The following is a 26452-nucleotide window of genomic DNA, read 5'->3' on the forward strand; positions in this document are numbered from 1 at the left end:
GCTGGTGTCGTGGAAAAGTTCCGTGACTTTGGTGATCACGTGCAATGGCTCCTGCGAGTTCAGAATCCCCGCTGATTCGACCGCGCTGAAGAGCACTCATCGGAGCGGTCTGACCAACGCCCTCATCTGCCAAACGAGAACATGGCAAGCTCCAGACCTCCCGGCCCGCTCGGTATGACCTACGCCGAGCCAATCGACGACGGAACGCTTTGCCTGCATCGCTCCTTGCCGCCAGGAGCGCACGGTCTCGATGATCACGTCACGTCGGTTCAATGCGACGTTGACTCCATGGACGGGCTGCAAGTCGTCCTCACGCCCATTCAGTTGGCCGCCGTGCTCGCGGGCGAGAGCCTGGACGAAGGGCCCACGCTGGCTAATCGACTCTGGGGTGTTGGCAAACTGGTCGCAGGGGCGCTCGAGCTGGTCGGCGCGGCAGGCCTGCTGCTCGTTCCCGAGCCCACAGCGCTGACCAAGGTCGCCGGCGGTGCGCTTGGTGTCCACGGCGCCGATACCTCGGCAGCTGCAATTCGGCAGATCACGTCGGGTCGGGACACGCGAACGCTCACCGCCGAAGCGGCCAGGTCCGCATCCACAGCGCTCGGCGCGGATCCGGCAACCGCGGAGATGATCGGCCTCGGGGCTGACATTGCCATCCCGCTCCTGGCGGGCGGTGTCGGCGCTTTACGCGTTATCGCGGTCAGGCGCGGGGCCGTCAGTCTTGCGGCCGAGGAGGCCGCTGGCGGTCACACCATCCTGAAGCATGTCGGCCAGACCGAACCGCAGTTGCGGGCGCGCCTGCTGCGCGAGCCACGCATTCCGGCGGCCACCACTTTCCGCAGCCTCGCGGATGCCGAGCGCCATGTGGCAGCCGCGCTGCGCGCGAATCGATCCGCCATCGAAACCTGGGCGAAGTCCTCGTCGGCAAGCGGCAGAGAGGTTTTCCGCTACCAGGCGAGCTCGTCGGTGGGAGAGGGGGTTGTGCGGGCAACAGGCGCGATGCAACAGATGAATCGAATGGTGGTCGTGCTTCGACGCGTGCAGCAGCAGAATCGGGTCTATTTCGTTCTCACGGCCTACCCGGTGCCTTGACCATGCCCAGCTACACACTCAAGGGTCAGCAGCAGTTCCCAGATCTGGCTTCCTTCATGGGGGCGTGGTTCCACCAGGATTTCGACATCGAGGGCGACTCGATCGAGGACATCGTGGGCGCCTTCCGCAAAGAGGCGACAGCACAGCTCGTGCAACAGCTGGTCGCTGACATCGACGGATTTCTCGAGACCGGAGACGACGGCATGGACGAGCGGTTTCAAGCGTATTTCGAGCCCGACATCATTCCGTCGGCGTTCTGCCCGACGACGCGGGACTTTCTCCTGACCCTCCGATCCTCGCTGAGCAACAGTCCATGACGCTGCCACTGGCGCCGTGAACATCCGCGCCGCTGGAACGTCTACGGGGTAGGACCTCACCCCGTCCGCCGCGCCCTCGCGCCGGCGGCTGAAAGACCACGCTGATGAACACTGCTCCTGGCACCCAGGCGGGCGCTCCGCCTCGCCCCGCTCCCGGCAAGGCCGGCGAAGTCTCCACGCTCCTGAAGCCCTTCCTGCCGTGGCTGCTCGTGTCGGCGGTGACCGGCATCGCCGCCGGCGCGGCGACGGTGGCTCTGCTCGGCACGATCAACGAGGTGTTGAACCGCCCGGGTGGCATGGCCGGCGGGCTGCTGCTGACCTTCGTCGCGCTGTGCGCGGTGGCGCTGGTGGGACGCGCGGCCTCGAGCATGTGCACGAACCTGGTCGGCCAGCGGCTGGTGGCCCAGGTGCGCAAGAGCCTGGCGCGCAAGATCCTCGCCGCGCCGATCGACGCGCTGGAGCGCTACCGCACGCACCGGCTGATGCCGGTGCTGACCGGCGACGTGGACATGATCAGCGACGCCGCCTTCGTGCTGTCCTCGGCGGTGATCGCGCTGGCGATCACGCTGGGCTGCCTCGGCTACCTGGCGTGGCTGTCGCCGCCGCTGTTCGGGCTGCTGCTGGTGGCCCTGGTGATCGGCGTGGGCGTTCAGACCTGGGCGCAGGCCCGCGGCATCCGCGGCTTCCACAAGGCTCGCGACGCCGAAGAGCAGTTGCACAAGGCCTACCGCGCGATCAGCGATGGCGCCAAGGAACTGCGCATGCACCGCGCCCGCCGCGCGGGCATGTATGGCGGCCAGATCGAAGGCACGGTCGACCGCATCCGCGAGATCAACTGGCGCGCGATCAACACCTACGTGCTGGCGACGGCCTTCGGCTCGGCGCTGTTCTTCCTGCTGATCGCGCTGATCCTGGGCTGGGCGGCGTTCCGGACCATGGAGCCCGCGGTGCTGAGCGGCTTCGTGCTGGTGCTGCTGTTCCTCAAGGGGCCGCTGGACCAGATCGCCGCGGCGGTGCCGGGCATCGGCCGGGCGCGGGTGGCGTTCCAGCGGATCGCGGACATGTCGGCGCGCTTCGCGACGCCGGAACCCTTCCTCGACCTCGACAAGCCGGGCGAGCCGGCCGCGCTGGCCGACGCGATCGAGCTGCGCGGCGTGCGCTACGGTTTCGCGAAACCGGACGGCGGCGAGGCCTTCGTGCTCGGGCCGCTGGACCTGAGGCTCAAGCGCGGGGAGATGGTGTTCATCGTCGGCGACAACGGCTCGGGCAAGACGACGCTGGTGAAGTTGCTGCTGGGGCTGTATGCGCCGCAGCAGGGTCAGGTCTTGGCAGACGGCGCGCCGGTGACGGACGAGACGCGTGATCATTACCGTCAGCTCTACACGACGGTGTTCTCGGACTTCTACCTGTTCGAGGACCTGGCCGCCGAAGCCGGGCAGGGCGGCAGCCTCCCCGAGCGGGCGCTGCCCTACCTGCAGCGGCTGGAGATCGCGCACAAGGTGTCGGTGAAGGATGGCTCCTTCAGCACCGTCGACCTGTCGACCGGGCAGCGCAAGCGGCTGGCGCTGGTGCACGCCTACCTCGAGGGCCGCCCCGTGCTGGTCTTCGACGAATGGGCGGCGGATCAGGATCCGACCTTCCGGCATCTCTTCTATACGGAGTTGCTGCCGGAGTTGCGCGACAAGGGCCACCTGGTGATCGTGGTGTCGCACGACGACCGCTACTTCCATCTGGCGGATCGCGTGATCCGGATGGGCAACGGGAAGATCCTCGGCGACGCCGGCACGGCAGATCAGCCCGCGGTCGACGACGCGCGGGCTGAGCGGGAACTGACGGTGAGCTGAGTCCGGCCCGCGCCTGAGCAGGTCGCGCAGGCGCGGGCCGAGGCCGGACGCCTGCCGCCGCGCCGAAGCGCCGCGGCAGGCGCCGCCGCTTACTTCATCGCCTTCTTGTCGGCCTCAGCCTTTTCCTTCATGGCCTTGGCGTCCGCCTCGGCCTTCTCGTGCGTGGCCTTGGCGTCCTTTTCGCATTGCTTCTCGGCATCGCCCTTCATGGCGTTGCAGGCCTTCTTGGCGGCCTTGTAATCGGCATCGGCCTGCTTCTTCAGCGCCTTGGCCTGATCGACGCTGCCCGAGGTCGGGCTGGAGGCCTGAGCCATGGCCGGACCGGCCGCAACACCCAGGGAGAGCACCGTGGCCGTGGCCACCATCAACAGGGAACGCTTCATGGGAATCTCCTTGTCTTGAAAAGAATGTGAACGGCGACGAGGGTCGCCGGCCTGCGAGCAAGGGGTTCCAGCAAAAAGCGATCCTTGTGGCGGCGAAACCGCGTAAAGACCCCGCGCGCAAGGCGAAGGGGCGGTGATCAAAGTTTGTAACCACCGGTCGCTTCGATCATGAGCTGCAACGCTCACGCCCCCGCAAGCAGTGGCGACGCCATCGACGTGTAATCTGCTGCGCCATGAACAAGCTCTACCAATCCCTGCACGACCGTCTTCCCCTGTGGCTGGCCGAATGGCTGGACATCTTCGTCCCCGTGATCGAGGTGGTGATCATCGGCTTCGGCGCCTGGCTGCTGATGCGCGTGGCGGGGCTCGTCTCCCGCCGGCTGACGACCCGCTATGGCTTCCCCGTCAAGGTCGCGTCGCTGTTCCTGCGCAGCATCGGCGTGCTGGTCTACGGCGGCGCCGTGCTGTGGTCGCTGGAGCGCCTGGGCGTGTCGGGATCGGTGCTGTGGACGGCGTTCACCGGCTTCGCCGCGGTGGGCGCGGTCGCGTTCTTCGCGGCCTGGAGCGTGCTCTCGAACCTGTTCTGCACGCTGCTGATCTACATCACGCATGCGTTCCGGATCGGCGACGTCGTGGAGCTGCTGGAAGCGGGCGACCGGCCCGGCGTCAAGGGCCGGGTGGTGGACATCAACCTGGTCTACACCACGCTGCTGGAGAGCGGCGACGCGCAGAACGGCACGATGCTGCAACTACCCAACAGCCTGTTCTTCCAGAGGGCGCTGAGGCGCTGGAATGGGACGTCGGCGGAAGTGGCCCTCATGAAAGCGCCTTTGCCAGAATCGGCAGGCTGACGTCCATCCGGTAGTCGACGGCCGTGTGATCGTCGGCGAACTCCTCATAGACATGGGTCACGCCCATCGCAGTCAGCCGCTTGTGCATGCGACGGGCGCCATAGACCAGGTTGTACTGGTCGACGTCCCCGCAGTCGATGTAGAGCGCCTTGAGCGCGCCCAGGCCGCGGCCATGCGATTCGACCAGCGTCAGCGGGTCCCAGGCCAGCCAGTTGGCCCAGCGGTCGGGGATCAGCTCGCAGGTGTCGGCGGTCACCGGCAGCCGCACGCCGTAAGGCGCCGAGGGATCGGGGTCGAAGCTCGCGGCCTGCGCGAGCATCATCAGGATGTGGACGTCGCTGTCCTTGGGTTTCTTCGCAGCCCAGAAGGCGTCCACCCATCGGCCGACATCGGGCTCCTTGGCCAGTGCGCGCAGCACCGGGACGAACTCGTGGCGATAAAGCAGCTCGAAACCCATGTCGCCGGAATGCACGGCCGCCGCGGCCCAGAAGTCCGGATGCAGCAGGGCGTGGACCATGGCGCCGTAGCCGCCGCTGGACTTGCCGAACAGGCCGCGACGGCCGTTGCCGCCGCAGTCGAAACGTCCCTCGACGAAGGGCACGACCTCGTCACGGAGGAAGTCGTCCCAGCGGCCCATGGCGACCGAGTTGACGTACTGGTTGCCGCCCAGCCGGGTGAAGCAATCCGGGAAGGCGACGACGACCGGCGGCAACTCGCCGGCGGCGATCAAGCGGTCGAGCCGCTCGGGCAGGTTCTCGCCGAAGTTCTTCCAGTTCGTGTGCGCGGGGCCGCCGGCGGTGAAGCCCACGATGTCCACGAGCAGCGGCAGGCCTCGGCCGTCATGGCCGTGCGGGATGTAGACGTCCACGAGGCGTCGGGTGGGGGCGCCGACCAGGTTGCCGGCGAGCACCTCGCTGTCGAGCATCAGCCGATGGACGGAACCGGCGGGCGTGTCGGGATGTCGGTGCATGGGGCTCCAGGGCTCGCGGTGTTTCGCGGGGGAATGATGCCCCGATTGAATCACGCCGGGCGTTGCGATCCTGTGGGGGACCAACGACCCGCCAGGTCCGACGCGCGTGGCCGACGGCTCAGCGCCAGGCGATCCGGAACAGCGCGCCGGCATGCGGCGTCTCGGCGAGTTGCGCCTCGGTCTGGCGCGCGCGCGAGGTCGTGACCCAGAGCCCCGTGCCCGGCGCGTCGATGCACACGCTGCTCACGTGCAGCGCGGGCAGGCGCACCGTCTGCTCGATCGCGCCGTTGCGCCCGACCCGCAGCACGCAGCCGCCGCCCCACATCGCGACCCACAGGGCGCCGTCGGGCGTGATCGTCATGCCGTCGGGTTTGCCGGGCACGTCCAGGAAGTCGGTCACGATCGTCGGCTGGCCGAGCTGCCCGAGGACCGCGTCCACCGGAAACGCCAGCAGATGCCGCGACAGCGTGTCGATGACGAACAGCGTGCGCTCGTCCGTGTCGAAGGCCATGCCGTTGGGCACGCCCAGGCCGTCGGCCACGCGACGGATCGGTCCGTCCAGGGTGGGCGCGTGGTACAGCGCGCCGCGCGAGGCCAGCAGGCCCTTGTGCATCGCGCCGATCCAGAGGCCGCCGTGCGAGTCGACCGTCATGTCGTTGAAGCGGCACCCCGCATCCAGCCGCACGCGGGCACGGCGCTCGACGGCGCCGGTGCGTTCGTCGACGAGGCACAGGCTGTCGTCCAGCACGCCGGCCAACGCGCCCGACACGGTCCCGGACGACGTCCCGGCCAACGTACCCGACAGCGCGCCCAGGCCGCCCGGCATCGTCGCCAGCGAATACACCGGGCCTTCGTCAAGCGTCAACACCTGCCCCTCGTCGATGCGACCGTTCCAGCGCAACAGCCGATGCCGCACCGGATCGACCCAGCACACGCCGCCGTCGGCGCGCGTGGCCGGGCCTTCGCCGATGACGGCCGAGGGATGCCAGCAGCGCTCGACCACGGGCGCTTGACGCGTGGCCTCGTACGCCTCGCGCCAGGCCCGCGCGCGCTGCGCGACCCGGGCCACGTCGTCGCCGGGCCGGTACAGGCTCGACCCGATCCCCACGCCGTCGGCGCCGCCCGCGAGCAGCGCCTCGAGATCGACCGGCGTCGCGCCGCCGACGGCGAGCAGCTTCACGCCGCGCGGCAGCACCGTCCGCAGCGCGGCGAGGTCCGCCTCGCGGCCCGCGGCGGGGAAGAGCTTCAGGTGCCGCGCGCCGGCGTCGATCGCGGCGAAGGCCTCCGTCGGCGTCATGTAGCCGGGCACCGGGACCAGACCCGCCTCGACCGCGGCGCGGATGACCGCGGTGTCGGTGTTCGGCGCGACGCAGAGCACGGCGCCGGTGGCGGCCAGCCGGCGCACCGACGCGACATCCGTCACCGTGCCCGCGCCGATGACCATGCGGTCCCCGAAGGCGCGCACCAGCCGCGCGATGGTCTCGAAGGCGTCGGGCGAATTCAGCGGCACCTCGGCGACGCGCAATCCCGCGTCGAAGAGCGCGCCGACGACGCCCTCGGCCGCGTCCGTCGTCAGGCCGCGCAGGATCGCGATCAGGGGCAGCCGCGCCAGGGCGAGGTCGAGGCGTTCGAAGGCGGTGTGCGGCGGCAGGGCGGAGGTGGTGGCGGTGGTCATCAGTGGGGGGCGGAGCAGGGCGGGGAGCGATCGGGTCGTCTGACGGTTCTCGTGACTGTTTTCGTGACGGCGCTCGGGAGCGTCCATGAAGGCGGCCATGTCGCGTCTCACGTCTGCTGCAGCGGCGCGGCCGGCGCACGCCCGCGGCGCGACAGCAGCAGCACGACCGTCAGGGCGACCGCGTAGGCACCCGCCATGACGACGAACATCGGCCGGTAGGTGACGGTGCCGACCAGGCTGCCGATCAGCCAGGTGCTGACGATGCCGCCGGTGCCGCTGGTCACGCCGATCACCGCGAGCACCTTGCCCATGCGACGCGGGTTGAAGATCTCCAGCGGGATCGACGTGATCGTCACCTGCCAGATCAGATGCAGGAAGGCGACGGCGGAGGCCGAGGCGATGCTGACCTCGATCGACGGTTCGAAGTAGTTGACCGCGCCCAGCGGCGCGATCACCGCGATGGCGCCGAGCGTGACCAGCCGCGCCTGAATCGGCGCCAGCCCGCGGCGCATCAGCCCGGCGATCACCCAGCCCGCCGACAGCGAGCCCAGCGCCGCCGCCAGGTAGACCGCCCAGGCCCGACGGCCCATCTCGAGGGTGCTCAGGCCGCGCTCGTCGGTGAGGTACTTCGGGAACCAGTTCAGGTAGAAGAACCAGACCGGGAAGCTCAGCATCTGCCCGAAGCCGAAGGCCCAGACCTTGGGTTCGGTCAGCACCTCGCGCCAGGTGCCGGGGTCGGCGATCGGCGCGGCGACGCGGGCGTGGCCGGGGTCGGCGGCCTCCTGCGCGGCGATCTCCGCCTGCGCGGCGCGCAGCGGCAGCAGCCACCACAGCGCGACCCAGCACAGCCCCGCCACGCCGAGCAGCAGGAAGGCCATGCGCCAGCCGACGGCGGCGTCGATCGCGGTGACCAGCGGCGGCGACACGGCCGCGCCGAACATCGCGGCCGCCGTGTACACGCCGATCCCCATGGCCTTGTGACGGGCCGGCAGGAACAAGGCGACGATCACCGGCGCGGCGATGAAGTTGCCGGTCTCGAACAGGCCCAGGAAGAAGCGGCTCGCCGCGAGCTGCGGCGTGTTGTGCGCCAGACCGCTCAGGCAGCCCGCGATCGACCACGCGCCGACGAAGAAGGGCATCGCACGCACCGGACCGAGCCGGTCCAGCAGCCAGCCCGAGCTCAGGTTGCCCAGCGTGTACGCGATCATGAACGCGGTGACGACGGCCGCGTAGCCGCGATCGTCCATCGCCAGGGCCTGCTGCACCGGCCGGGCCAACAGCGCCAGCACCTGGCGGTCAAGGTAGTTGAGGAAGGTGGACAGGGACAGCAGCGCCATCACGGCCAGCGGGATCCAGCGCGAGCGGATCATGGCGGTCAGGCTCCCGGCGGCAGGTCGCGCGAGGCGGACAGGCCGGATGCGGCGGATGTGCCGGATGCAGCGGATGCGGCGCCCCCGCGCGGATCGACGACGTACCGCATCAGCGACGCCTTCGGCGCGATGCCCAGGCCCGGCCCTTCCGGCAGCGTGTACCGGCCGTCCTCGCAGCGCATCGTCGTGTCGAAGTGGTCGAGGTAGCGGTGCACGAAGTGGTTCTGCACCTCGTGGACGCTGAACATCGCGGCGGCGGCCGAGGCGTGCAGGCTCGCCGCCATGAACACGCCGAAGCCGATCGTGGCGTGCGGCGCGACCCGCACGTGAAACACGTCCGCCAGCTGGCAGATGCGCAGGAACTGCGTGATGCCGGTGCGGCCCATCTCCGGCTGGATCACCGACAGCGCGCCGGTCTTGAGCCGCAGGTGCGCGTCGAAGACGGTGCGCCATTCCTCGCCCACGGCGATCGGGATGCGCGTGACGGCCGCCAGCCGCGCCAGTCCGTCGATGTCTTCGGTGTGGACCGGCGCCTCGAGGAAGGCGATGCGGCAGGACTCGATGGCCCGCGCGATGTTGATCGCCTCGCCCGCCGTGTGGTGCCAGTGCAGGTCCAGCATGATCTCGATGTCGGGGAAATGCGCCCGCATCGCGTGGATCAGCGCCACCGGATCGAAGGCCGACGAGGCATGCACCTTGAACGCCCGGTAGCCCTCGGCCCGCAACGCCCCCACCGCCTCCAGCTTCGCGGCCGGGTCCGTGCCCGGGATGTGGGTGATGTAGGCCGGCAGGCGGTCGCGCGCGCCGCCGCCCAGCAGCTTGCGCACCGGCAGCCCGAGGCGCTTGCCGCACAGGTCCCACAGCGCGATGTCCACCGCGGCCAGCGCGTCCAGCCAGAAGCCCGTCGTGTAGCCGCGCACGCGCATCATGTCGTAGAGGCGCTGCCACAGCAGCTGCACGTCCAGCGGATCCTGGCCGCGCAGGAAGGGCGCGATCACGTCCTCGACCAGCGCCTGCACCGCGCCCGCCGCGACGATGCCGTAGGTCTCGCCCCAGCCGACGGTGCCGTCCTCGCAGGTCACGCGCAGCAGCAGCGTGCGGTCGTCGGCCGGGTAGATCGTGCCGTTGTCCGGATCGATCAGGTAGCCGCGCTCGCTGGGCTGCAGCGGATGGCCCATGTGGGACGTCAACGGTCGCGCCACGCGGAGCGCGATGGCCTCGACATGGGCGATGCGGTGGCCGGCGGGGGTGCCCGTGGCGGAGGTGGCGGACGTGGCGGAGGTCGGCACGCCGGGGGAGGCGGGGAAAGCGGGGATGGCGGGGATGGCGGGCGGCGGTGTCACGGCGACCTCACTCCTCGGAAGCGCGCAGATGCAGGAACCCGCTGACGCAGGCGTGACGGGAGTCGACGAAGCGGCTCTCGATGTCCTCGGCGCGCAGCGCCGCGGCATAGAGCTGGCACAGCGGGCCGTTGCCCACCAGCGGCACCACCGCGGCGCGCAGGTCGGGCAGGACCGCCAGCGCATCGGCGATCTCCGACCCGATCAGCAGCCCGCGCAGGTAGGACGCGGCGTCCGCCTTGGACAGCCGCGCCTGCATCACGCGGGCCCGCGCGCCGAACAGCGCCGTCGACAGGCCCAGCTGACGGCGCCGCCCGGTGGCCACGCCTTCGTGGAAGGCCGGCCCGTCCACCGCGGGACCGTCCACGATCGAGGCCAGCAGCCCGGCCGTGGTCAGCCGGTCGAACATCTCGCCCGACATGCTGGTGAAGAAGTCGACGATGCGGCCGGACTCGAAACGCGCCCACTTCGTGTGCGTGCCGGGCAGGGCGATCAGGCCGCTCCAGCGCGGGTTCGCGGCGGCGAAGCCGAACAGCTCCATCTCCTCGCCGCGCATCACGTCGGGGCCGTCGTCGAAGACGCGGCGGCAGCACACGCCGGGCACGATGCGCAGGTCCGTCGTGCCGATGCGCGCCGGGACCAGGCGGGCGGCGATGTCGGCCAGGGTCGCCGGGGCGGCGGCGTAGGGCGCCTCCGCCCAGCCGATGTTGGAGCCGATCATCCCGGACGCGTACACCCGCAGCGTGTCCAGGTCGGGCCACTGCGCGCGCAGCGCGGCGATGGTGGCGGCCATGCCGTCGCGGCCCAGACCGGTCACGCCGGCCGGCCTGGACCACTCGGCGGACACCTCGCCCGAGGGCGCGATGCGGCAGGCGCGGAAGTTGGTCGAGCCCCAGTTGATGCCGACGGTGTCGGTCGGGCCCGGCGCGGGCGCGGAGGACGCGATGGACGCGGTGGATGAGGCCGGCGAGCCTGCCCGGTCTTCAACGTCGCGTGACACTGGCGCCTCCGTCGATGCGATGGACCGCGCCCGTGATCCAGGCGGCGCGGTCGGAGACGAGGAACAGCGTGAGCTCGGCGACTTCCTCGGCCGTGCCCCAGCGTTCGAGCGGATGCCGGCGCATGTTGACGCGCGCGGCCTTGTCGGGGTCGGCGGCGCGCGCCATCGAGGCGCGCATCGCCGGCGTGTCGACCGAGGCCGGCGCGATCGCGTTGACGCGGATGCCGGCCGGGGCGAACTCCAGCGCCGCCGTCTTCATGAGGTTGTTCAGCGCGCCCTTGGAGGCCGCGTAGGCGGCCTGCGTGGGCGTGGCGAAGTCGGCGTTGATCGACGACATCAGCACCACCGCGCCGCCGCCGCGCTGCTTCATCGCGCCGGTGCAGTGGCGCAGCAGCCGCACGGCGCCGACCACGTTGACGTCGTAGATCTCGAGCCAGCGCTCCGGGTCGACCTCGAGCACGCCCCCCATCGCCGTGATCGCCGCGGCGTGCACGACGATGTCGGGCATGCCGATGCGACGGTTCATCTGGGCGAGCGCCTGCTCGAGCGTCGCGCCGTTGCGCAGGTCGACGATCAGGTCGCAGTCCGACGCGATCTCGGGGACGATGTCCAGGCCGGCGACGGTCGCGCCGGCGGCCTGCAGCCGCCGCACGATCGCCGCGCCGATGCCGCTGGCGGCGCCGGTGACGAGCGCGCGCCGGCCATGGAGTTCATGGGATGCGGGATTCATCGCTGCTCCTGGATCAGTACTTCATGGTCACGTTGGCCTTGAAGATACGTCCGAACATCGCGTTGGTGCGCAGTCCCTCGACCGATCCGTCATGCGTGCGCTGCCGGCTGTTGCGCAGGTTGTTGGCCTCCAGGCCCAGCGACACCTGCCTGGAGAAGTCGTAGCGCAGCGTCGCCGACAGGTCGGTGTAGCTGTCGTTGTAGATGCCGGTGTTGGCGGACGACAGGCTGACCAGGTACTTGTCGCGCCAGTTCATCGCCAGCCGCACGCTCAGCGGGCCCTGCTCGTAGTAGCCGATCAGGTTGACGTTGTTGGTAGACAGGCCGGGGAAGGTCAGCTGGCGGCCGGCGGCGTCGCGCACCGGGGTCTTGGAGTCGATGTAGGAGTAGGTCGCCATCGTGCCGAAGCCGCTGAAGGGCTCGGGCAGGAAGTAGAAGGGCAGCTGGAGCAGCAGCTCCGCGCCGCGCACCTTGGCGCCCTCGCCGTTGACCTTGCGGTTGACCAGATAGTCGACGCCGCCGTAGTTCTCCGAGATCTGCTTCTGGATGATGTAGGTCGAGATGTCCTTGTCGAACACGCCGAGCGAGGCCACCGCCTGCCGGCCGAAGTACTTCTCGATGGACAGGTCGAACTGCGTGGCCTTGAAGGCCTGCAGCTGCGGCGACCCGCCGGTGCCGGTGCCGGGCTGCGTGATCACGCCGCCGGTGATGACCGGCGCGAACAGCCGCACGCCGTTGTTGAGGTCGGCGGTGTTGGGGAAGGACACCACCTTGGCCGCGCCCAGGCGCAGGACGGTGTCCGGCGTCAGCTCGTAGCGCGCGACCGCCGAGGGCAGCCACTCCTTGTCGGTGCGGTCGGCGGTGTTGGGCGAGGTGCTGCCGTCGGGATTGATCAGGTTGCCGATGGAGCTCAGCCTGCGCTTGACCGCGCGCAGGCCCACGTTGCCGGTCAGCCCGCGGCCGAACAGCTCGCCGTCGAAGTTCAGCTTGCCGTAGCCCTCGGTGATCGTCTCCTTGATCGTGAAGGTGCTCGCGATCGAGGTCAGCGTGCTCTGCGGATTCAGGCAGGGGCCGCTCTGCGAGATCCCCGGGATCGCGGTGAAGGCCTTGCAGCCGGTGAACGCGTCGCGCGACGGCGCCAGGTAGCTGCGCGGCAGGCCGTCGAAGTGGCCCGAGGCGAAGTCCGGATTCGAGTAGGTCGTCAGGAAGCCCGACAGCTGCGTCGCCGGCACGCCGCCGGCGGGGCGGATGTCGGCCACCAGCGGGTTCTGCTCCGAGCGCAGGCGCGACACGCGGCCGCCGAAGTCCGCGGCGTCCAGCCAGCCCATCTCCAGCTTCTTCCTGAAGTCCAGGCGGGCCGCCTTGTTCCCGGTCACCGCGGAGAAGTCGCTGTCGAACATGATCGACTGCGACATCTGCGTCGGATCGGCCAGGTCGACGCCGTTGATCGAGAAGGCGCCGAAGGGGCCCTGCGTCAGGTCGAAATCGACGCTGCTGCTCAGCCCGGCGCGGGGCTGCAGGCGCATGTAGCGCTGGTGATAGCTCGACGCCGAGCGGCCGGTCGAGACCTCGGCCGAACCGCTCAGCGTGTCGCTGATCACGTACTTGGCGCGCAGCGCCGACGAGACGATCGTCGCGTCCACGTCGGCGAACTCCGTGTTGGCGAGCACCGGCGTGACCGCGCGGCCGGACAGCAGGATGTTGTTGGCCGAATAGGTCGCGTTGCTCAGGCCCGAGGTGGCATTGAACGCGATCCAGTAGCGGTCCCGCGCGGACTCGAGCCTGGACGCGAAGGTGTCGGCCACCAGCTCGAAGCCGGGTTTCGGACGCCACTGCACCGCGGCGTTGAAGCCGGTCTTCCTGCGATGCTCCTGGATGTCCGAGGCGCGCAGGTCCTGGCTGCCGAAGACCGGCACGGTCGCCGACCTCGACAGGTCGATGAACTGCTTGTAGCCCGAGAAGGTGTCCAGCCCCTGCTGCGACAGGCGGCGCACGTCGTGCGAGATCGACGCGAGGACGCCGAGTTGCGGCGAGAGCTTGCGCGAGACCAGGCCGAAGAACTCGCGGCCGTACTTGCCGGGCAACTGGTCGTAGGTCAGGCCCGCCTTGCCGACGAGCTGGTTGCCGTCGTCCAGCGGCAGGCGCGAGCGGATGTCGACGATGCCGCCCAGGCCGCCGGACACCTGGTCCGCGCCGGCGAGCTTGGTGACCTCGAGGTTGGCGATCAGCTCCGAGGGCACGAGCGCCATGATCCCGTAGGTCGTGGTGCCGAGCTGGTCCAGCCCGGTGCCGCCGCGGCCGGTGGCGTCGACGATCTCGCGGCCGTTGAACAGCGTGACGTTCTGGCGCAGCCCGCGGATCGAGATGTTGGTGCCTTCGCCGACGCCGCGGTCCACCTGGATGCCGGAGACGCGCGACAGCGATTCGGCCAGGTTGCGGTCGGGCAGCTTGCCGATGTCGTCGGCCACGATCGAGTCGACGAACTGCGTGGCGTGGCGCTTCTGGTTGCGCGCCGATTCCAGGCTCTTGCGGATGCCGGTGATCTCGACACGGTCCAGCGCCACGCCGGCCTCGGCGGGCTTGGTCCCGCCGTCGGTCTTCTTCCCGCCGTCCTTCCCGCCGTCCTTGCCGTCGTCCTTGCCGTCGGGCTTCGCCTGTTCCGCGGCATCGTCGGCCGCCTGGTTCGCCGCGACCTTCGCGGCCGCCGCGGCCGTCGCGGTCGGCGGCACCGGCGGTGCGTTCTCCTGGGCGATCACCGGCAGCACGGCGCCGGTGGTCAGCACGGTGGATGCCAGCAGCCCTCGAATGACTCGCTTTGCCATGTTCGATCCTTTCATGTCTCCGTTGTTGTGTCGCTCCCGGCGACACGCGGCCTGTCGGCGGCGTGCGGATCCGGGGCGGTGACAGGCGGGCAGATCGCGCTGCGCCGTCTCTGTTGATGTGTATATTAAAGCAACAAAATAGCGATCGCAATGCGCACGAGATGGCGTTTACCCCGAGCGGATGCCTGATTCTCATTGGGGGACCTTGGGGATTTCCATGAAATGTCGGCGCTTGATGATGCTTTGGTAGCAACACTTGTTATGCTGATACAGCAACAACTGTTCGCGTTCGCGGCCGAGCCAAGGGGGCGGGCCGCGGAGACGGCGACAAGGCCTCCAGGAGACGACATGACCGAACTGCAGGGCGTGATGCCCATCCTTCCGACCATCTTTTCCGACACCGGCGCGATCGACGAGCCCGGCACGCGGCGCGTGCTGGACTACGTCATCGACGCCGGCGCCGCGGCGGTGGTCTTCCCCGGCCTGGCCAGCGAGTACGACCTGCTGAGCCGGGAGGAGCGGCTGCACATGACCGCGCGGCTGGGCGAGTGGATGGGCGGCCGGCGGCCGCTGGTGATCGGCGCGAGCGCGGCCTCGACGGAGGACGCGATGGCGTATGCGCAGGCCGGCGCGAAGGCAGGCGCGGTGGCCGCGATGATCCTGACGCCCAAGGCGCTCGCGGACGACCTGGGCGGCATGGCGCGCTTCTACCGCGACGTGCATGAGGCCTCGGGGCTGGACATCATGGTGCAGAACGCGCCGGCGCCGATGGGCATCGGGCTGCCCTTGCCCCAGGTCGCGCAGCTGGCGCGCGAGGTCGACGGCATCCGCTACGTGAAGGAGGAGGCGGCGCCCTCGGGCCAGCGCATCACGCAGCTGGGCGAACTGGCCGGGGATGCGCTGGACGCGGTCTTCGGCGGCGCGGGCGCGCGCTATGTGATCGACGAGCTGGCGCGCGGCAGCCGTGGCACGATGCCCGCCAGCGAAATCACCGAGCTGCACGTCGCCATGGTCCGTCACTTCAATGCCGGCGAGGTCCGCCAGGCCCGCGATCTGTTCGAGCACACCCTGCCGCTGCTCAGCATGCAGGCCAACTTCCGCTGGCACCTGACGAAGGCGGTGCTGCGGCGGCGCGGCCTGATCGAATCGGCGCATGTGCGGGCGCCGGGGCCGGGCATGGATCGCCACGACCATCTGGAGCTCGACGCGTTGCTGGCCCGGCTGCAGGACGCCGGGCTCATCGATTTCGCGAGGCACGCATGAGCGTCGCGGTCGAAGCGGGCGGGCAGCCGGCGCGCGGCGACTGGCGCGTCGCGCGCGTCGAGACCTACATCGTCACCGTGCCGCGCACGACGCCCTACCTCGGGCCCCTGGGTCCCGGCGAATCGGTCAACGCGCGCGGCTACATCGTGCGGCGCGGCAACGGCGCGATCTACCCGACGGTGGACCGCTCGGTGGTGGTCAAGGTGACGGCCGCCAACGGCTGCGTCGGCTGGGGCGAGACCTACGGCATCTGCGCGCCGCGCGCGACCTGCGAGATCGTCAACGACCTGCTGGCGCCGGTGCTCGACGGACGCGACCCGGAGGACGTCGAGGCGCTGTGGGACGAGCTCTACGGACTGATGCGCGTGCGCGGCAGTTTCGGCGGGCACTACGTCGACGCGATCGCGGCGCTGGACATCGCGCTGTGGGACCTGCGCGCGCAGGCGCGCGGCGTGCCGCTGCGCGCGCTGCTCGGCCCGGTGCGGCGCGAGGAGGTGCCGGGCTACCTGTCGGGCCTGCCCGGCGCGACGATCGAGGCCCGTGTCGCCATGGCGCTGGACTGGCATCGCCGCGGCGTGCGGTCGTTCAAGTTCGCGGGGGTGGTCAGCCACGAGGGCATCGCCGAGGAGTTCAACGCCTTGCGCGAGGCGCTCGGCGACGACGTGGACCTGATGGTGGATCTCCACTGGAAGTTCGACGCGCCGGAGGCGATCGCGCTCGCGGAGCGTCTGGCGCCCTGCCGGCCGCGGTTCATCGAGGCGCCGGTGAAGCCCGAGGACATCGCCGGCCTGCGCGCGGTGTGCGCCGCGAGCCCGGTGCCGGTGGCCGCGGGCGAGGAGTGGGGCACCGCCTACGAGGCGCGGCATCGGCTCGAGCCCGCGTCGGTGCGTTATCTCCAGCCGGAGATGGGACACACGGGCGTCACGCAGTTCCTGCGCATCGCCGCGATGGGGGAGGCGGGCGGGGCGGAGCTGGCCCCGCATGCCACGATCGGCGTGGGCATCTTCCTGGCGGCGAGCCTGCACGCGTCCTGCGTGGCGGGACGGTTCTGGAAGCATGAGTGGCAGCACTCCATCTTCGAACGCTGCCTGCGGCTGCTCACGACCGACATGACCTACCATGACGGCCGCTATTGGCCGCCGTCGGGGCCGGGGCTGGGCGTGTCGCCGTCACCGGCGTTCATGGCGCATGCCGAGCTCGTGACCTGACACCGCCCGCCCTTTGCGCAGTCTCTCCAGCCGTCCTCGACCCGGAACTCCGATCACCGTATGCAATCGTCGCTACTTGGCGCACAGCCGAACCAGAGCCTCATCGACGGCATCGCCACGCTGCAGGCGCTGGCCACCGCGCCGGAGCCGGTGGGCTGCCGCGAGCTGGCCCGCCGCATCGGGCTGGACCCGACCAAGGTCAACCGGCTGCTGAAGACGCTGACCTACCTGGGCATCGCGCGGCAGACCTCCAACCGCAAGTACACGTCGGGCCCCGGCATGCATGTGCTGGCGGCGCAGAGCCTGTTCGCGTCGGGCCTGATGCGCCGCGCGCTGCCGCTGCTGGAGGGGCTGCGACGCTTCGGCCACACGGTGGCGCTGGGGGTGTTGTGGAACGACAGCGTCAGCTACCTGTTCCATGCGCCGCCCGGCATCGAGGCCTCGCGGGGGCTGGGCCGGATCGGCCTGCTGCCGGCGTCGATCAGCGGCATCGGCATGGTGCTGTTGTCCGAGCTGGACGACGAGCGCATCGCCGAGATCTATGCCGAGGTCGCCGAGATCCCCAACTTCCCCGGCGGTCTGCCGCAGCTGATGGAGAAGATCGGCGAGACCCGTGCGCAGGGGTATGCGCGCGTGCATGTCGCCGACGACCGCGACCACCACGTGGTTGCCGTCACCTCGGGGGATCCGGCGCACGTGGGCATCGCGCTGTCGGGCTGGATCCCGGACGGCTCGACGCCGCCGCTGGTCGAGGCGCTGCGGCAGGCCGCGACCGAGCTCGGCGGTTGAGCTCGGCGTCTGAGCTCGGCGTCTGAGCGGCCGGACCGCGCTCGGCGGCTCAGCCGCTTGATCGAGCTCGGCGGCTCAGCCGCCGGATGGCCCGCGCACCCGGATCATCCCTGCGCGATCGTCCGCACCTGTTCCGCAGTGAGCGCGCCGCCGAAGATCCTGAAGTCCTGCAGCCGCCCGTTGAAGTAGGGATCCTGCCCGTACTGCGCGCGCCCCAGCCAGTTCTGCGTCGTCCTGCCGAGCTGGTAGGGCGCGAGATCCATCGTCGCGATCGAGGCCGCCGCGGCGCCGTCGACGTGGAGCGTGCAGGTCCTGTCCTTGAGCGTCATGGCCAGGTGGACCCAGCGGCCCTTGGCGAGCGGCCCCGTCGACACGGTCTGTTCGCCGAAGTAGCTGGTGTTGGTCACGCTGACCCGCATCGCGTCGGCGCTCACCAGGAGCGCCAGATAGGTGATGTCGGTCGAGCCGAAGTCGAAGACGCGCGCGTTCCCCTTGTTCACGCCGTTCCACCAGACCCAGCCGGCGATCGTGAGGTCGCCCACACCGGCCAGCACGCCCGCGGGCAGCTCCAGGTGACCGGAGGCGCCATCCAGCGCCAACGCCTGGGTGCCGGTCTTGCGGCCGTCGCCCCAGGACGCGCCGCCCTTGAGGGCGCCGGCCAACTGGCGTTCGCCGACGTCGCGGGCGACCGTGCCCTGGCCGTCGTCCAGCGGCAAGCTCAACAGCAGCGGGGCGTCCAGGTCGACGATCGAGGGGGCCGAGGTCGACAAGGTCGCTCCGGCGCCGTCCAGCGCGCGGATCTGATACTGCCACCGGCCCTGGGTCACGGCGGTGTCGGTCCACGTGTTCAGGTCGCCGGCCTGGATACGGCCGAGCTCCGTGAACGCGCTGGCCCCGACGGCCGCGCGCAGGACCGCGTGCGACGCCGCGTCCGCGCTGCCCCACCAGGACAACTGCGCCGCGCCGCCGCGCACGATCGCCTGCACCCCGGTGGGCTGGACGCGCGACACCTCCGCGTCCCGCGAGAACGTCAGCGTGCCGAAGCTGAGGTCGTCGCCGAGCCAGGTGTTGCCTTCCGGGCGCAATTGCGCCGCCAGCGCGCTGACCCACGGTGCCGCGAGACCCTTGCGCTTGACGTAGTGGTTGAAGATCGGTTCCCAGCACGGCCGGCCGTTCGGCCGCCCCCCGTCGGAGACGGCGGTGAAGGTCCCCTGGCGGTTGCTGTAGACGTAGAACGGCAGCGTGTAGAACGCGCCCGCGGCGTCCTTCAGGTTGGACTTCGCGACGTACTCCGCGCCGGCGAGCAGGCGGTTGTCGTCCATGCCGTACAGATCGTCGCCCTGGTTCCAGGCCATCTCGCACAGGTAGCCGGCCATGCCCAGGCTCAGCGTCGCGTGCCCCTGGTCCCGGCCGCTTTCCTGCCATTGCCCCAGGTGGCCGGGATGGCGTGCGTAGACCATGTGCTGCGACGCGCCGTTGCCGCGTCCGCGGTTGAAGTAGTCGAGCGCCTCCTGGTAGACGTCCGCGCGGTCCGCGAAGACCCCGATGGCCAGCATGCCGACCAGGCACACGAGGTCCCAGTTGGCCCAGTGGTTGGTGACGTTCGAGCCGTTGTGGTCCTTCAGGAAGCTGCTGGTCAGCGGATAGAAATGGGTCAGCAGCCACTGCTGGCAGGCGGCGCGGTCCACGGCGCTCCAGCCACCGTAGGTGCGCAGGATCTCGGCGGCGTTGGCCCACTGGTAGCCGTAGATCCCGGCGGCGAGGAAGCGGTCGCCGTTGCCGGTCAGCGAGGTCATCGTCGAGACCCATGCGTTGACGTAGCGCGCGGCCTGGTCGGCATAGGCGGTATCGCCCGTGACCTTCCAGCGCAGCGCCAGCTGGTAGGCGCGCTGGACATCCTCCACCATCGCGCGGAAGTTCTCGCCGTCGCCGCCGCGGATGGCGGTGGCGACCGGCTGCGGGTCGCGGCCCAGTTGCGCGCGACTGCTCGAGGTCAGCGCCCGAAGGCCGCCCACCCACGGTTCGCGCCCCGCCGCGAGCTGCGTCCTCATGCGGCTGAAGTCGGCCTCGGTGTTGAGCAGGCCCGGATGCGTGAACACGCGCGGGGTGGCTGTCGTCCCGGTGCTCGTCGAGCCGGTACCGCCGGTACCGCCGATACCGCCGGTCGCGCCCGTGCCGCTGCCGGTGTTGGTGCCGGTCGACGCCATGGACTCCTCGGAACCGCCTGAGCCGCAAGCGCTCAAACCGAGCGCCGATCCGCCGGTCACAAGGGCCCGCTGTATCCATTGGCGGCGGGAGCTGGTCGACGCGAGCCACGCGTCAAGGTCGAGATTCATCACGATGGAAATGCCTGCGTCGACGAGAAGTTGCTTCGAAGAGAGTGCCCATGGGCACGTGCCTCATCTTGGCTTGACATCGTTGTCAGCTCGCGGGCGGTTTCACTCTGTGACCGTTCGCGTCGGCACCGCGCAACACCTGTCCCCGCGAGGACGCCTCGACATCTCCGGCGTGTGCCACGACGCCGGCGGCGTGCGGCTCAACCGGGCGCCGCGCGCTGCGACAGGCGATCCAGGCTGTCCTTCAGGCGCCTGAACGCGGGCGTCGACCGCAGCGCCTCGGCGCCCGCCTTCTGCAGCTCCTGCACGTCGCGCCCCTCGATCGTGAACGCCGTGGGCACGCGCAGCAGGCTGTGCCGGATCTTGTCGTCCGGCACGTCATGCAGGCTCACGCTGATGATGTGGAGTTCCGCGTCCGCCGCGAAGGGGCTGCCCGGCGTGCCGCGCGTGCGCATCAGTTCGGCCCGCCAGCGGCGGTCGTCGTCGTTGAGCATGGCCAGCGTGACCTGCGTCTCCCGCGCGCCGGCGCCGAAGACCAGCGTCTCGATGACCTGCCCGGTCGAGGGGATGCGGTCGCTGGCGTCGATGCGCTCGGCCAGGTCGCGTTCCGAGTTCACCGTGATCAGGATCATCCGGTGGATCGAGCCGGGCGGCGCGTCCGGGAAGGACGACGCGATGGAGCCGCCGGCCAGCAGACGGTCCAGCATCAGCCGCGCGCCGGTGTTGTCCGAGACGCCGCCGTCCACCAGGTGGATGAAGGGCCGCTCCTTGGCGTCGCGATAGCTCTGCGCGCTGAGCGCCAGCAACCGGGTGCGGTAGTCGTTGTCGACCATCGTCGAGCCCCGCGGCGGCAGCGGCCCGGGCGCGCAGTCGCCGGCGTGGTTCTGCAAGGTGATCGGCGAGAGCAGGAGGGGCACCGCCGACGAGGCCGCGACCGCGAACGACAGCGGCGTGCGATCCAGGTCGGAGCAGATCAGGCCGAATTGCTCCGGCGTGAAGTCGAAGGGCGCGCCGGTGGTGAGGTCGGTGGCGGTCACCATCAGGTCCGGCGCGCCGGGGCGCGATTTCAGGTCGCCGAAGGTGCGGCCGCGATAGAGCTCGTCGAGCCGCTGCGCCAGGATGTGGCTGCGGCCGTACCACGGCGAGGTGAGGTGATACAGCCGCGTCGGCGCGAAGGCCTGGCGGATCAGCCCCGCCTCGAAGGGCACCATCAGGAAGTCGGGCTCGAAGCGCGTCAGCGTCTCGTCGCCGAAGGCCGCGAAGTGCGCGGCCAGGATGCTGCCGCCGGAGACGCCGCTGACCAGCGCGACCTGGTCCAGCAGCGTGGTCGGTTCACCGTCGATGCGGAACGACGTGGCCTTCAGCTCGCGCAGGACACCCAGGCCGAAGGCGGCCGCCCGCGCGCCGCCGCCCGACAGCGTGACCGCGGCCACCACCGGCGCCACGGGGCGGCTCGGCGAGGGCCGCGCGACGGGCAACGCGCCGTCCGCCGCCGGGGGCAGGCCCGCGTTGATCCACGGGCGATAAGTCGAACAACCCGCCAGCGCCGCGACGGTCATCAAGGCGGCCAGGAGACCGGCCTTTCGCCGTCCCGGCTCGTGGTCCCGGAACCGGCCGGAATGCCGATGACCCGTGGACCGCGCAAACAGCTGCTTCAATCTTTTCAATCGTCGACTCCCCACCCCGTGCATCCTTGACGCGGTGTCCAACCGCCAAGATCCAGACGCCCCTGCCAGACGCCCATTCGCGCCGTCACGCCCCCGGTCGGGAGCGCGGCAGGCGTCACCACGCGGCGCAGTCTCCCATGTTCCGGAGCGCCTCTTTCCAGACCGCCGCTTCCTCGATCGCTCAACCGTTCCAGCCGCCGCCCAGCGCCTTGTAAAGCGTCACGCCGTTGGTCAGGCGGGACAGCCGCGTGCCGATCAGCGTCTGCCGCGCGCCGTACCAGGTGCGCTGCGCATCCAGCACGTCCAGGTAGCTGTCGACGCCTCGGACGAAGCGGGCGTCGGACAGCTTCAGCGCTTCGCCGCTGGCCTCGACCAGCGACTGCTGGGCCTCCAGTTGGCCGCTCAGCGCGTCGCGCTGCACCAGCGCGTCGGCGACCTCGCGGAAGGCCGATTGGATCGCCTGCTCGTACTGCGCCACCGCGATGTCGCGTCCGGCGACGGCGCTGTCGAGCGAGGCCCGGTTGCTGCCCGCGTCGAAGATCGGCAGGCTGATCTGCGGCAAAAAGGTCCAGGTGCCCGAGCCGCCCTTGAACAGGCCCGACAGGTCGGCGCTGCCGCTGCCCGCCGAGGCCGTCAGGCTGATCCGCGGATAGAAGGCGGCCCGCGCGGCGCCGATGTTGGCCGTGGCCGCCTTGAGCTGGTGCTCGGACTGCAGCAGGTCGGGCCGGCGCAGCATCAGGTCCGACGGCAGCCCGGCGGGCAGCTCGGGCAGCGCGTTGAGCGCGTCCCCCAGCGCACCCGGGGCCAGCGCGTCGGGCACCGGCGTGCCCAGCAGCAGCGCCAGCGCGTTACGGTCCTGGGCGATCTGTCCGGCGTAGCGCGCCACGTCGACGCGGGCGCTGTCGACGCTGGTCTGCACCTGCCGCAGCGTCAGCGCCGACGCGCTGCCGAGCTCGAAGCGCCGCCGCGTCAGCGCATAGGTGTCGCTCTGGCTGCGCAGCGTCTCTTGCGCCAGCGCCAGGCGCTCCAGGTCGGCGGCCCAGGTCAGGTAGGCGGTGGCCACCTCCGCCACCAGCGAGATCTGCGTGCTTCGCCGCGCCTCTTCGGTGGACAGGTACTGCTCCAGCGCCTGCGTGCTCAGGTTGCGCACGCGGCCGAACAGGTCCAGCTCGTAGGCGCTGACGCCCAGCGTCGCGCTGTACTGATGGCTGGTCAATGCCGCGCCGGTGCCGGAAAGGGCGGCCGGCGTGCGGGTGGCCGTGCCGCTGCCGTTCGCGGTCACGGCGGGCAGCGTGGCCGCGTCCTGGATGCGGTACTGCGCGCGGGCCTGCGTGATGTTGAGCACCGCGACGCGCAGATCCCGGTTGTTGTCGAGCGCGAGCCCGATCAGGTCCCGCAGCTTCGCGTCGGCGAAGAAGGTCCGCCAGCCGACGTCGGCAGCCGGAGCGCCGTCCGCCGGCGCCTGCGGGAAGCGCTCGGGCACCGGCGCGGCGGGCCGCTCGTAGCGCGGCGCCAGGTTGACGCAGCCGGCGAGGAGCAGGGCCGCGGTCAATGCCGCGGTCACTGCCGCGAGGTCGGCCAGGGAAGGCCGCGAGGAAGGAGAGATCAAGCGGGACATGTCAGTGGCCCTCGTTCAACAGGGGAGGGGTGTCGGCGGTCGCGGCGGCGGGGGACGTTCGGGGCTTCCCGCGCTCCGACAGCCTTTGCACGACGACGAAGAACAGCGGCACGAAGAAGATCGCCAGCACCGTGCCGGACACCATGCCGCCGACGACGGCGGTGCCCAGCGCGTTCTGCGCGCCGGCGCCGGCGCCCTTGCTGATCATCAGCGGCAGCACGCCGAGGATGAAGGCCAGCGAGGTCATCAGGATCGGACGCAGCCGCATGCGGGCCGCGGTGATCGCGGCGTCGAGCGCGGACAGGCCCTTGGCGTGCAGCTCCCTGGCGAATTCGACGATCAGGATCGCGTTCTTCGACGCCAGGCCCACCGTGGTCAGCAGGCCCACCTGGAAGTAGACGTCGTTCATCTTCCACGTCAGCACCGCGCCGATCAGCGTGCCCAGCACGCCCAGCGGCACGACCAGGATCACCGAGAACGGGATGGACCAGCTCTCGTACAGCGCCGCCAGGCAGAGGAAGACCACCAGGATCGACACCGCGTACAGCAGCGTCGCGTGGCCGCCGGCCTCGCGCTCCTGCCGCGACACGCCGGTCCACTCGTAGCCGATGCCCGCGGGCAGTTCGGCGGCGTGGCGCTCGACCAGCGCCAGCGCCTGGCCGCTGGACAGCGTGCCGGGCAGCGCCATGCCCAGGATCTCGACCGAGGGCACGCCGTTGTAGCGCTCCAGGCGCGGTGAACCGGAAGTCCAGCCGGCGGTGGCGAACGCGCTGAACGGCACCATCGTCCCGCCGGCGTTGCGAACGAACCAGTGGTCGATGTCGCCGGGCAGCATCCGGAACGGCGCGTCTGATTGCAGGAAGACCTTCTTCACGCGGCCGCGGTCGAGGAAGTCGTTGACGTAGTTGCTGCCCCAGGCGGTGGAGAAGGTCGCGTTGACGTCGCTCATCGACAGGCCGAGCGCGCCGACCTTGTGTTCGTCGATGTCGAGCCGGAACTCCGGCGTGTCCTCCATGCCGTTGGGCCGCACCGCCACCAGGCCGGGTTCCTTGGACAACGCGCCCAGCAGCTGGTTGCGCGCCTGCATCAGCGCCGCGTGGCCGAGGTTGGCCCGGTCCTGCAGCATCAGGTCGAAACCGCTGGCGTTGCCGAGCTCCGACACCGCCGGCGGCACGATCGCGAAGACCGTGGCATTGCGGATCCGCGACAGCGTCGCCATCGCGCGGTTGGCCACCGCCGCGGCCTTCAGTTCCGGCCGCACGCGCTCACCCCAGGGCTTGAGCTTGACGAAGGCGAAGCCCGCGTTCTGGCCGCTGCCCGCGAAGCTGAAGCCCGCCACCGAGAAGATCGAGTCGACCGCGTCCTTCTGCTCGACCAGGAAGTGGTGGTCGACCTGCTGCAGCACCTCCAGGGTCTTGGCCTGCGTGGCGCCGGGGGGCAGCTGCACCAGCGTGAACAGCGTGCCCTGGTCCTCATCGGGCAGGAAGCCGGCCGGGATCTTGCTGAAGACGACGCCCACGACGACCACCAGCACCGCGTAGCCCGCCATGTAGCGCCAGCCGCGGCCCAGCATGTGGTGCACGATGCCCTGGTAACGGCGGTTGCCGCGATCGAAGGCGCGGTTGAATGCGCCGAAGAAGCCGGTCGTGGCCAGCGCATGGCCCTTGGCCGCGGGCTTGAGCAGCGTCGCGCACAGCGCCGGCGTCAGGATCATCGCCACCAGCACCGACAGCGTCATCGCCGACACGATGGTCACCGTGAACTGGCGGTAGATCACGCCGGTGGAGCCGCCGAAGAAGGCCATCGGCACGAACACCGCCGCCAGCACCAGCGCCACGCCGACCAGCGCGCCGGTGATCTGGCCCATGGACTTGCGCGTCGCCTCCAGCGGCGAGAGGCCTTCCTCGCTCATCACGCGCTCGACGTTCTCGACCACGACGATGGCGTCGTCCACCAGCAGGCCGATCGCCAGCACCATCGCCAGCATCGTCAGCGTGTTGAGCGAGTAGCCGAACACCGCCAGCACGCCGAAGGTCCCCATCAGCACCACCGGCACCGCGATCGTGGGGATCAGCGTGGCGCGGAAGTTCTGCAGGAACAGGTACATCACCAGGAAGACCAGCACCACGGCCTCGATCAGGGTCTTGATCACTTCCTCGATGGAGATGCGCACGAAGGGCGTGGTGTCGTAGGGCTTGATGACCTTCACGCCGGGCGGGAAGAACCGGCTCAGTTCCTCCAGCCGCGCGTCGATGCCCTTGACCGTGTCCAGCGCGTTGGCGCCCGTGGCCAGCTTGATCGCCAGACCGGCGGCCGGCTTGCCGTTGAAGCGCGCCACGGTCGCATAGCTCTCGCTGCCGAGTTCGACGCGGGCGACGTCGCGCAGCCGCACCGCGGAGCCGTCGGTCTGCGTGCGCAGCAGGATGGCCTCGAACTCCTCGGCCGTCTTCAGCCGCGTCTGCGCGGTGATGGTGGCGTTGAGCTGCTGGCCCGGCACCGCGGGCAGGCCGCCCAGTTGGCCGGCCGAGACCTGCGCGTTCTGCGCCTGCACCGCGGTCTTCACGTCCAGCGGCGTCAGCTTGAAGCTGTTGAGCTTGTCCGGGTCCAGCCAGATCCGCATCGCGTATTGCGAGCCGAACAGCGTCGTGTCGCCGACGCCCTCGACCCGGCTGATCGGGTCCTGCACGTTGGCGGCGACATAGTCGGACAGGTCCGAGCCGTTGAGCCTGCCGTCCTCGGAGATGAAGGCCAGCACGTTGAGGAAGTTGTTGGCCGACTTGGCGACCTGCAGGCCTTGCTGCTGCACCTCCTGCGGCAGCAGCGGCGTCGCCAGGGCCAGCTTGTTCTGGACCTGCACCTGCGCGGTGTCGGGATCGGTGCCGGTCTCGAAGGTCAGCGTGATCGTCACGCTGCCGGTGGACTCGCTGGTCGAGGCGATGTAGGACAGGCGGTCCAGTCCCTTCATCTTCTGCTCGATGACCTGCGTCACGGTGTCCTCGAGCGTCCTGGACGAGGCGCCGGGGTAGTTGGCCGTGATGGCGATGGCGGGCGGGGCGATGGAGGGGTACTGGGCGATGGGCAGGGTCAGCACCGCCACGGTGCCGGCCAGCATCGTGATGATGGCCAGGACCCAGGCGAAGATCGGCCGGTCGATGAAAAAGCGAGCCATGAAGGGTCTCCG

Annotated in this window: 19 protein-coding genes; 7 read left to right on the forward strand and 12 right to left on the reverse strand. The window is 70.2% G+C overall.

The annotated features are described in order from the left end of the window. The first annotated feature begins 174 nt into the window (after window positions 1-174). The 3 genes from ACQ4L4_RS07470 (at window position 175) to ACQ4L4_RS07480 (ending at window position 3250) form a co-directional block, all read left to right on the forward strand. Window positions 175-1089 carry an RNase A-like domain-containing protein gene (locus ACQ4L4_RS07470; RefSeq protein ID WP_377155053.1) on the forward strand — a complete coding sequence of 305 codons (915 nt, stop codon included), beginning with the start codon at window positions 175-177 and terminating at the stop codon, window positions 1087-1089. 2 nt (window positions 1090-1091) lie between these two features. Further along, on the forward strand, window positions 1092-1406 hold the full coding sequence (locus tag ACQ4L4_RS07475; protein ID WP_431103600.1) for a contact-dependent growth inhibition system immunity protein: 315 nt from the start codon (window positions 1092-1094) through the stop codon (window positions 1404-1406). Between the two features lie 104 nt (window positions 1407-1510). After that, window positions 1511-3250, forward strand: coding sequence for a cyclic peptide export ABC transporter (locus ACQ4L4_RS07480; protein WP_431103601.1), 1740 nt, complete (start codon window positions 1511-1513; stop codon window positions 3248-3250). 89 nt (window positions 3251-3339) lie between these two features. On the opposite strand, the gene ACQ4L4_RS07485 is transcribed toward ACQ4L4_RS07480, so the two are convergent. Beyond that, a complete protein-coding gene (locus ACQ4L4_RS07485) occupies window positions 3340-3633 on the reverse strand; it encodes a hypothetical protein (RefSeq protein ID WP_377155051.1) in 294 nt (97 codons plus the stop codon). Between the two features lie 233 nt (window positions 3634-3866). On the opposite strand from ACQ4L4_RS07485, the gene ACQ4L4_RS07490 reads away from it, so the two are divergent. Beyond that, complete coding sequence (locus ACQ4L4_RS07490) at window positions 3867-4484, forward strand: mechanosensitive ion channel domain-containing protein (RefSeq protein ID WP_431103602.1); 618 nt, start codon at window positions 3867-3869, stop codon at window positions 4482-4484. On the opposite strand, the gene ACQ4L4_RS07495 is transcribed toward ACQ4L4_RS07490, so the two are convergent. From ACQ4L4_RS07495 to ACQ4L4_RS07525, 7 genes are all read right to left on the reverse strand, one after another. Continuing rightward, window positions 4450-5454 carry an alpha/beta hydrolase gene (locus tag ACQ4L4_RS07495; protein ID WP_431103603.1) on the reverse strand — a complete coding sequence of 335 codons (1005 nt, stop codon included), beginning with the start codon at window positions 5452-5454 and terminating at the stop codon, window positions 4450-4452. The two genes, ACQ4L4_RS07490 and ACQ4L4_RS07495, sit on opposite strands and share 35 nt — an antisense overlap. Before the next feature lie 118 nt (window positions 5455-5572). After that, window positions 5573-7129, reverse strand: a complete 1557-nt coding sequence (locus ACQ4L4_RS07500; protein ID WP_431103604.1) for a 2-dehydro-3-deoxy-6-phosphogalactonate aldolase — start codon at window positions 7127-7129, stop codon at window positions 5573-5575. 107 nt (window positions 7130-7236) lie between these two features. Further along, window positions 7237-8499 (reverse strand): MFS transporter, encoded by a 1263-nt coding sequence (locus ACQ4L4_RS07505; protein WP_431103605.1) that lies wholly within the window; start codon window positions 8497-8499, stop codon window positions 7237-7239. A gap of 5 nt (window positions 8500-8504) precedes the next feature. Next, on the reverse strand, window positions 8505-9842 hold the full coding sequence (locus ACQ4L4_RS07510) for a mandelate racemase/muconate lactonizing enzyme family protein (RefSeq protein WP_431103606.1): 1338 nt from the start codon (window positions 9840-9842) through the stop codon (window positions 8505-8507). 7 nt (window positions 9843-9849) lie between these two features. Then, window positions 9850-10839, reverse strand: coding sequence for a 2-dehydro-3-deoxygalactonokinase (locus tag ACQ4L4_RS07515; protein WP_431103607.1), 990 nt, complete (start codon window positions 10837-10839; stop codon window positions 9850-9852). After that, a complete protein-coding gene (locus tag ACQ4L4_RS07520) occupies window positions 10823-11569 on the reverse strand; it encodes an SDR family NAD(P)-dependent oxidoreductase (protein WP_431103608.1) in 747 nt (248 codons plus the stop codon). The genes ACQ4L4_RS07515 and ACQ4L4_RS07520 overlap by 17 nt, the downstream gene beginning before the upstream one ends. Before the next feature lie 13 nt (window positions 11570-11582). Then, window positions 11583-14390 carry a TonB-dependent receptor gene (locus tag ACQ4L4_RS07525; RefSeq protein ID WP_431103609.1) on the reverse strand — a complete coding sequence of 936 codons (2808 nt, stop codon included), beginning with the start codon at window positions 14388-14390 and terminating at the stop codon, window positions 11583-11585. Window positions 14391-14738: 348 nt separating this feature from the next. Between ACQ4L4_RS07525 and ACQ4L4_RS07530 the strand changes: the two genes are divergently transcribed. From ACQ4L4_RS07530 to ACQ4L4_RS07540, 3 genes are read left to right on the forward strand one after another with little or no spacing between them, the layout of a single operon-like run. Further along, the gene (locus ACQ4L4_RS07530; protein ID WP_431103610.1) at window positions 14739-15653 is read left to right on the forward strand and encodes a dihydrodipicolinate synthase family protein; all 915 of its coding nucleotides are present in this window, start codon (window positions 14739-14741) and stop codon (window positions 15651-15653) included. Beyond that, a complete protein-coding gene (locus ACQ4L4_RS07535) occupies window positions 15650-16861 on the forward strand; it encodes a mandelate racemase/muconate lactonizing enzyme family protein (RefSeq protein ID WP_431103612.1) in 1212 nt (403 codons plus the stop codon). The genes ACQ4L4_RS07530 and ACQ4L4_RS07535 overlap by 4 nt, the downstream gene beginning before the upstream one ends. Window positions 16862-16921: 60 nt before the next feature. Next, window positions 16922-17650, forward strand: coding sequence for an IclR family transcriptional regulator (locus ACQ4L4_RS07540; RefSeq protein WP_431103614.1), 729 nt, complete (start codon window positions 16922-16924; stop codon window positions 17648-17650). A 104-nt stretch (window positions 17651-17754) separates the two neighbouring features. Here the strand turns inward: ACQ4L4_RS07540 and ACQ4L4_RS07545 are convergent, their stop codons facing one another. The 4 genes from ACQ4L4_RS07545 to ACQ4L4_RS07560 all read right to left on the reverse strand — a co-directional run bounded on the left by ACQ4L4_RS07545 (window position 17755) and on the right by ACQ4L4_RS07560 (window position 26440). Further along, a complete protein-coding gene (locus ACQ4L4_RS07545; protein ID WP_431103615.1) occupies window positions 17755-19857 on the reverse strand; it encodes a LamG-like jellyroll fold domain-containing protein in 2103 nt (700 codons plus the stop codon). Window positions 19858-20186: 329 nt separating this feature from the next. Next, window positions 20187-21545, reverse strand: coding sequence for a patatin-like phospholipase family protein (locus ACQ4L4_RS07550; RefSeq protein WP_431103616.1), 1359 nt, complete (start codon window positions 21543-21545; stop codon window positions 20187-20189). A gap of 289 nt (window positions 21546-21834) precedes the next feature. Beyond that, on the reverse strand, window positions 21835-23271 hold the full coding sequence (gene adeC / locus ACQ4L4_RS07555; protein ID WP_431103618.1) for an AdeC/AdeK/OprM family multidrug efflux complex outer membrane factor: 1437 nt from the start codon (window positions 23269-23271) through the stop codon (window positions 21835-21837). 1 nt (window position 23272) lies between these two features. Beyond that, window positions 23273-26440, reverse strand: coding sequence for an efflux RND transporter permease subunit (locus ACQ4L4_RS07560; RefSeq protein ID WP_431103620.1), 3168 nt, complete (start codon window positions 26438-26440; stop codon window positions 23273-23275). Between the last annotated feature and the right edge of the window lie 12 nt (window positions 26441-26452).

Origin of the sequence: Roseateles noduli (assembly GCF_050626985.1) — a bacterium.
In the GTDB taxonomy this organism is placed as follows: Bacteria; Pseudomonadota; Gammaproteobacteria; order Burkholderiales; family Burkholderiaceae_C; genus Roseateles; species Roseateles noduli_A.

What these genes read in the sequence shown, in the direction of transcription:
- ACQ4L4_RS07560 (WP_431103620.1), bottom strand. Translation starts at nt 26,440, where the DNA reads ATGGCTCGCTTTTTCATCGACCGGCCGATCTTCGCCTGGGTCCTGGCC.
- adeC (WP_431103618.1), bottom strand. Translation starts at nt 23,271, where the DNA reads ATGTCCCGCTTGATCTCTCCTTCCTCGCGGCCTTCCCTGGCCGACCTC.
- ACQ4L4_RS07500 (WP_431103604.1), bottom strand. Translation starts at nt 7,129, where the DNA reads ATGACCACCGCCACCACCTCCGCCCTGCCGCCGCACACCGCCTTCGAA.
- ACQ4L4_RS07475 (WP_431103600.1), top strand. Translation starts at nt 1,092, where the DNA reads ATGCCCAGCTACACACTCAAGGGTCAGCAGCAGTTCCCAGATCTGGCT.
- ACQ4L4_RS07490 (WP_431103602.1), top strand. Translation starts at nt 3,867, where the DNA reads ATGAACAAGCTCTACCAATCCCTGCACGACCGTCTTCCCCTGTGGCTG.
- ACQ4L4_RS07520 (WP_431103608.1), bottom strand. Translation starts at nt 11,569, where the DNA reads ATGAATCCCGCATCCCATGAACTCCATGGCCGGCGCGCGCTCGTCACC.
- ACQ4L4_RS07505 (WP_431103605.1), bottom strand. Translation starts at nt 8,499, where the DNA reads ATGATCCGCTCGCGCTGGATCCCGCTGGCCGTGATGGCGCTGCTGTCC.
- ACQ4L4_RS07550 (WP_431103616.1), bottom strand. Translation starts at nt 21,545, where the DNA reads ATGACCGTCGCGGCGCTGGCGGGTTGTTCGACTTATCGCCCGTGGATC.
- ACQ4L4_RS07485 (WP_377155051.1), bottom strand. Translation starts at nt 3,633, where the DNA reads ATGAAGCGTTCCCTGTTGATGGTGGCCACGGCCACGGTGCTCTCCCTG.
- ACQ4L4_RS07495 (WP_431103603.1), bottom strand. Translation starts at nt 5,454, where the DNA reads ATGCACCGACATCCCGACACGCCCGCCGGTTCCGTCCATCGGCTGATG.
- ACQ4L4_RS07545 (WP_431103615.1), bottom strand. Translation starts at nt 19,857, where the DNA reads ATGGCGTCGACCGGCACCAACACCGGCAGCGGCACGGGCGCGACCGGC.
- ACQ4L4_RS07530 (WP_431103610.1), top strand. Translation starts at nt 14,739, where the DNA reads ATGACCGAACTGCAGGGCGTGATGCCCATCCTTCCGACCATCTTTTCC.
- ACQ4L4_RS07480 (WP_431103601.1), top strand. Translation starts at nt 1,511, where the DNA reads ATGAACACTGCTCCTGGCACCCAGGCGGGCGCTCCGCCTCGCCCCGCT.
- ACQ4L4_RS07535 (WP_431103612.1), top strand. Translation starts at nt 15,650, where the DNA reads ATGAGCGTCGCGGTCGAAGCGGGCGGGCAGCCGGCGCGCGGCGACTGG.
- ACQ4L4_RS07540 (WP_431103614.1), top strand. Translation starts at nt 16,922, where the DNA reads ATGCAATCGTCGCTACTTGGCGCACAGCCGAACCAGAGCCTCATCGAC.
- ACQ4L4_RS07525 (WP_431103609.1), bottom strand. Translation starts at nt 14,390, where the DNA reads ATGGCAAAGCGAGTCATTCGAGGGCTGCTGGCATCCACCGTGCTGACC.
- ACQ4L4_RS07470 (WP_377155053.1), top strand. Translation starts at nt 175, where the DNA reads ATGACCTACGCCGAGCCAATCGACGACGGAACGCTTTGCCTGCATCGC.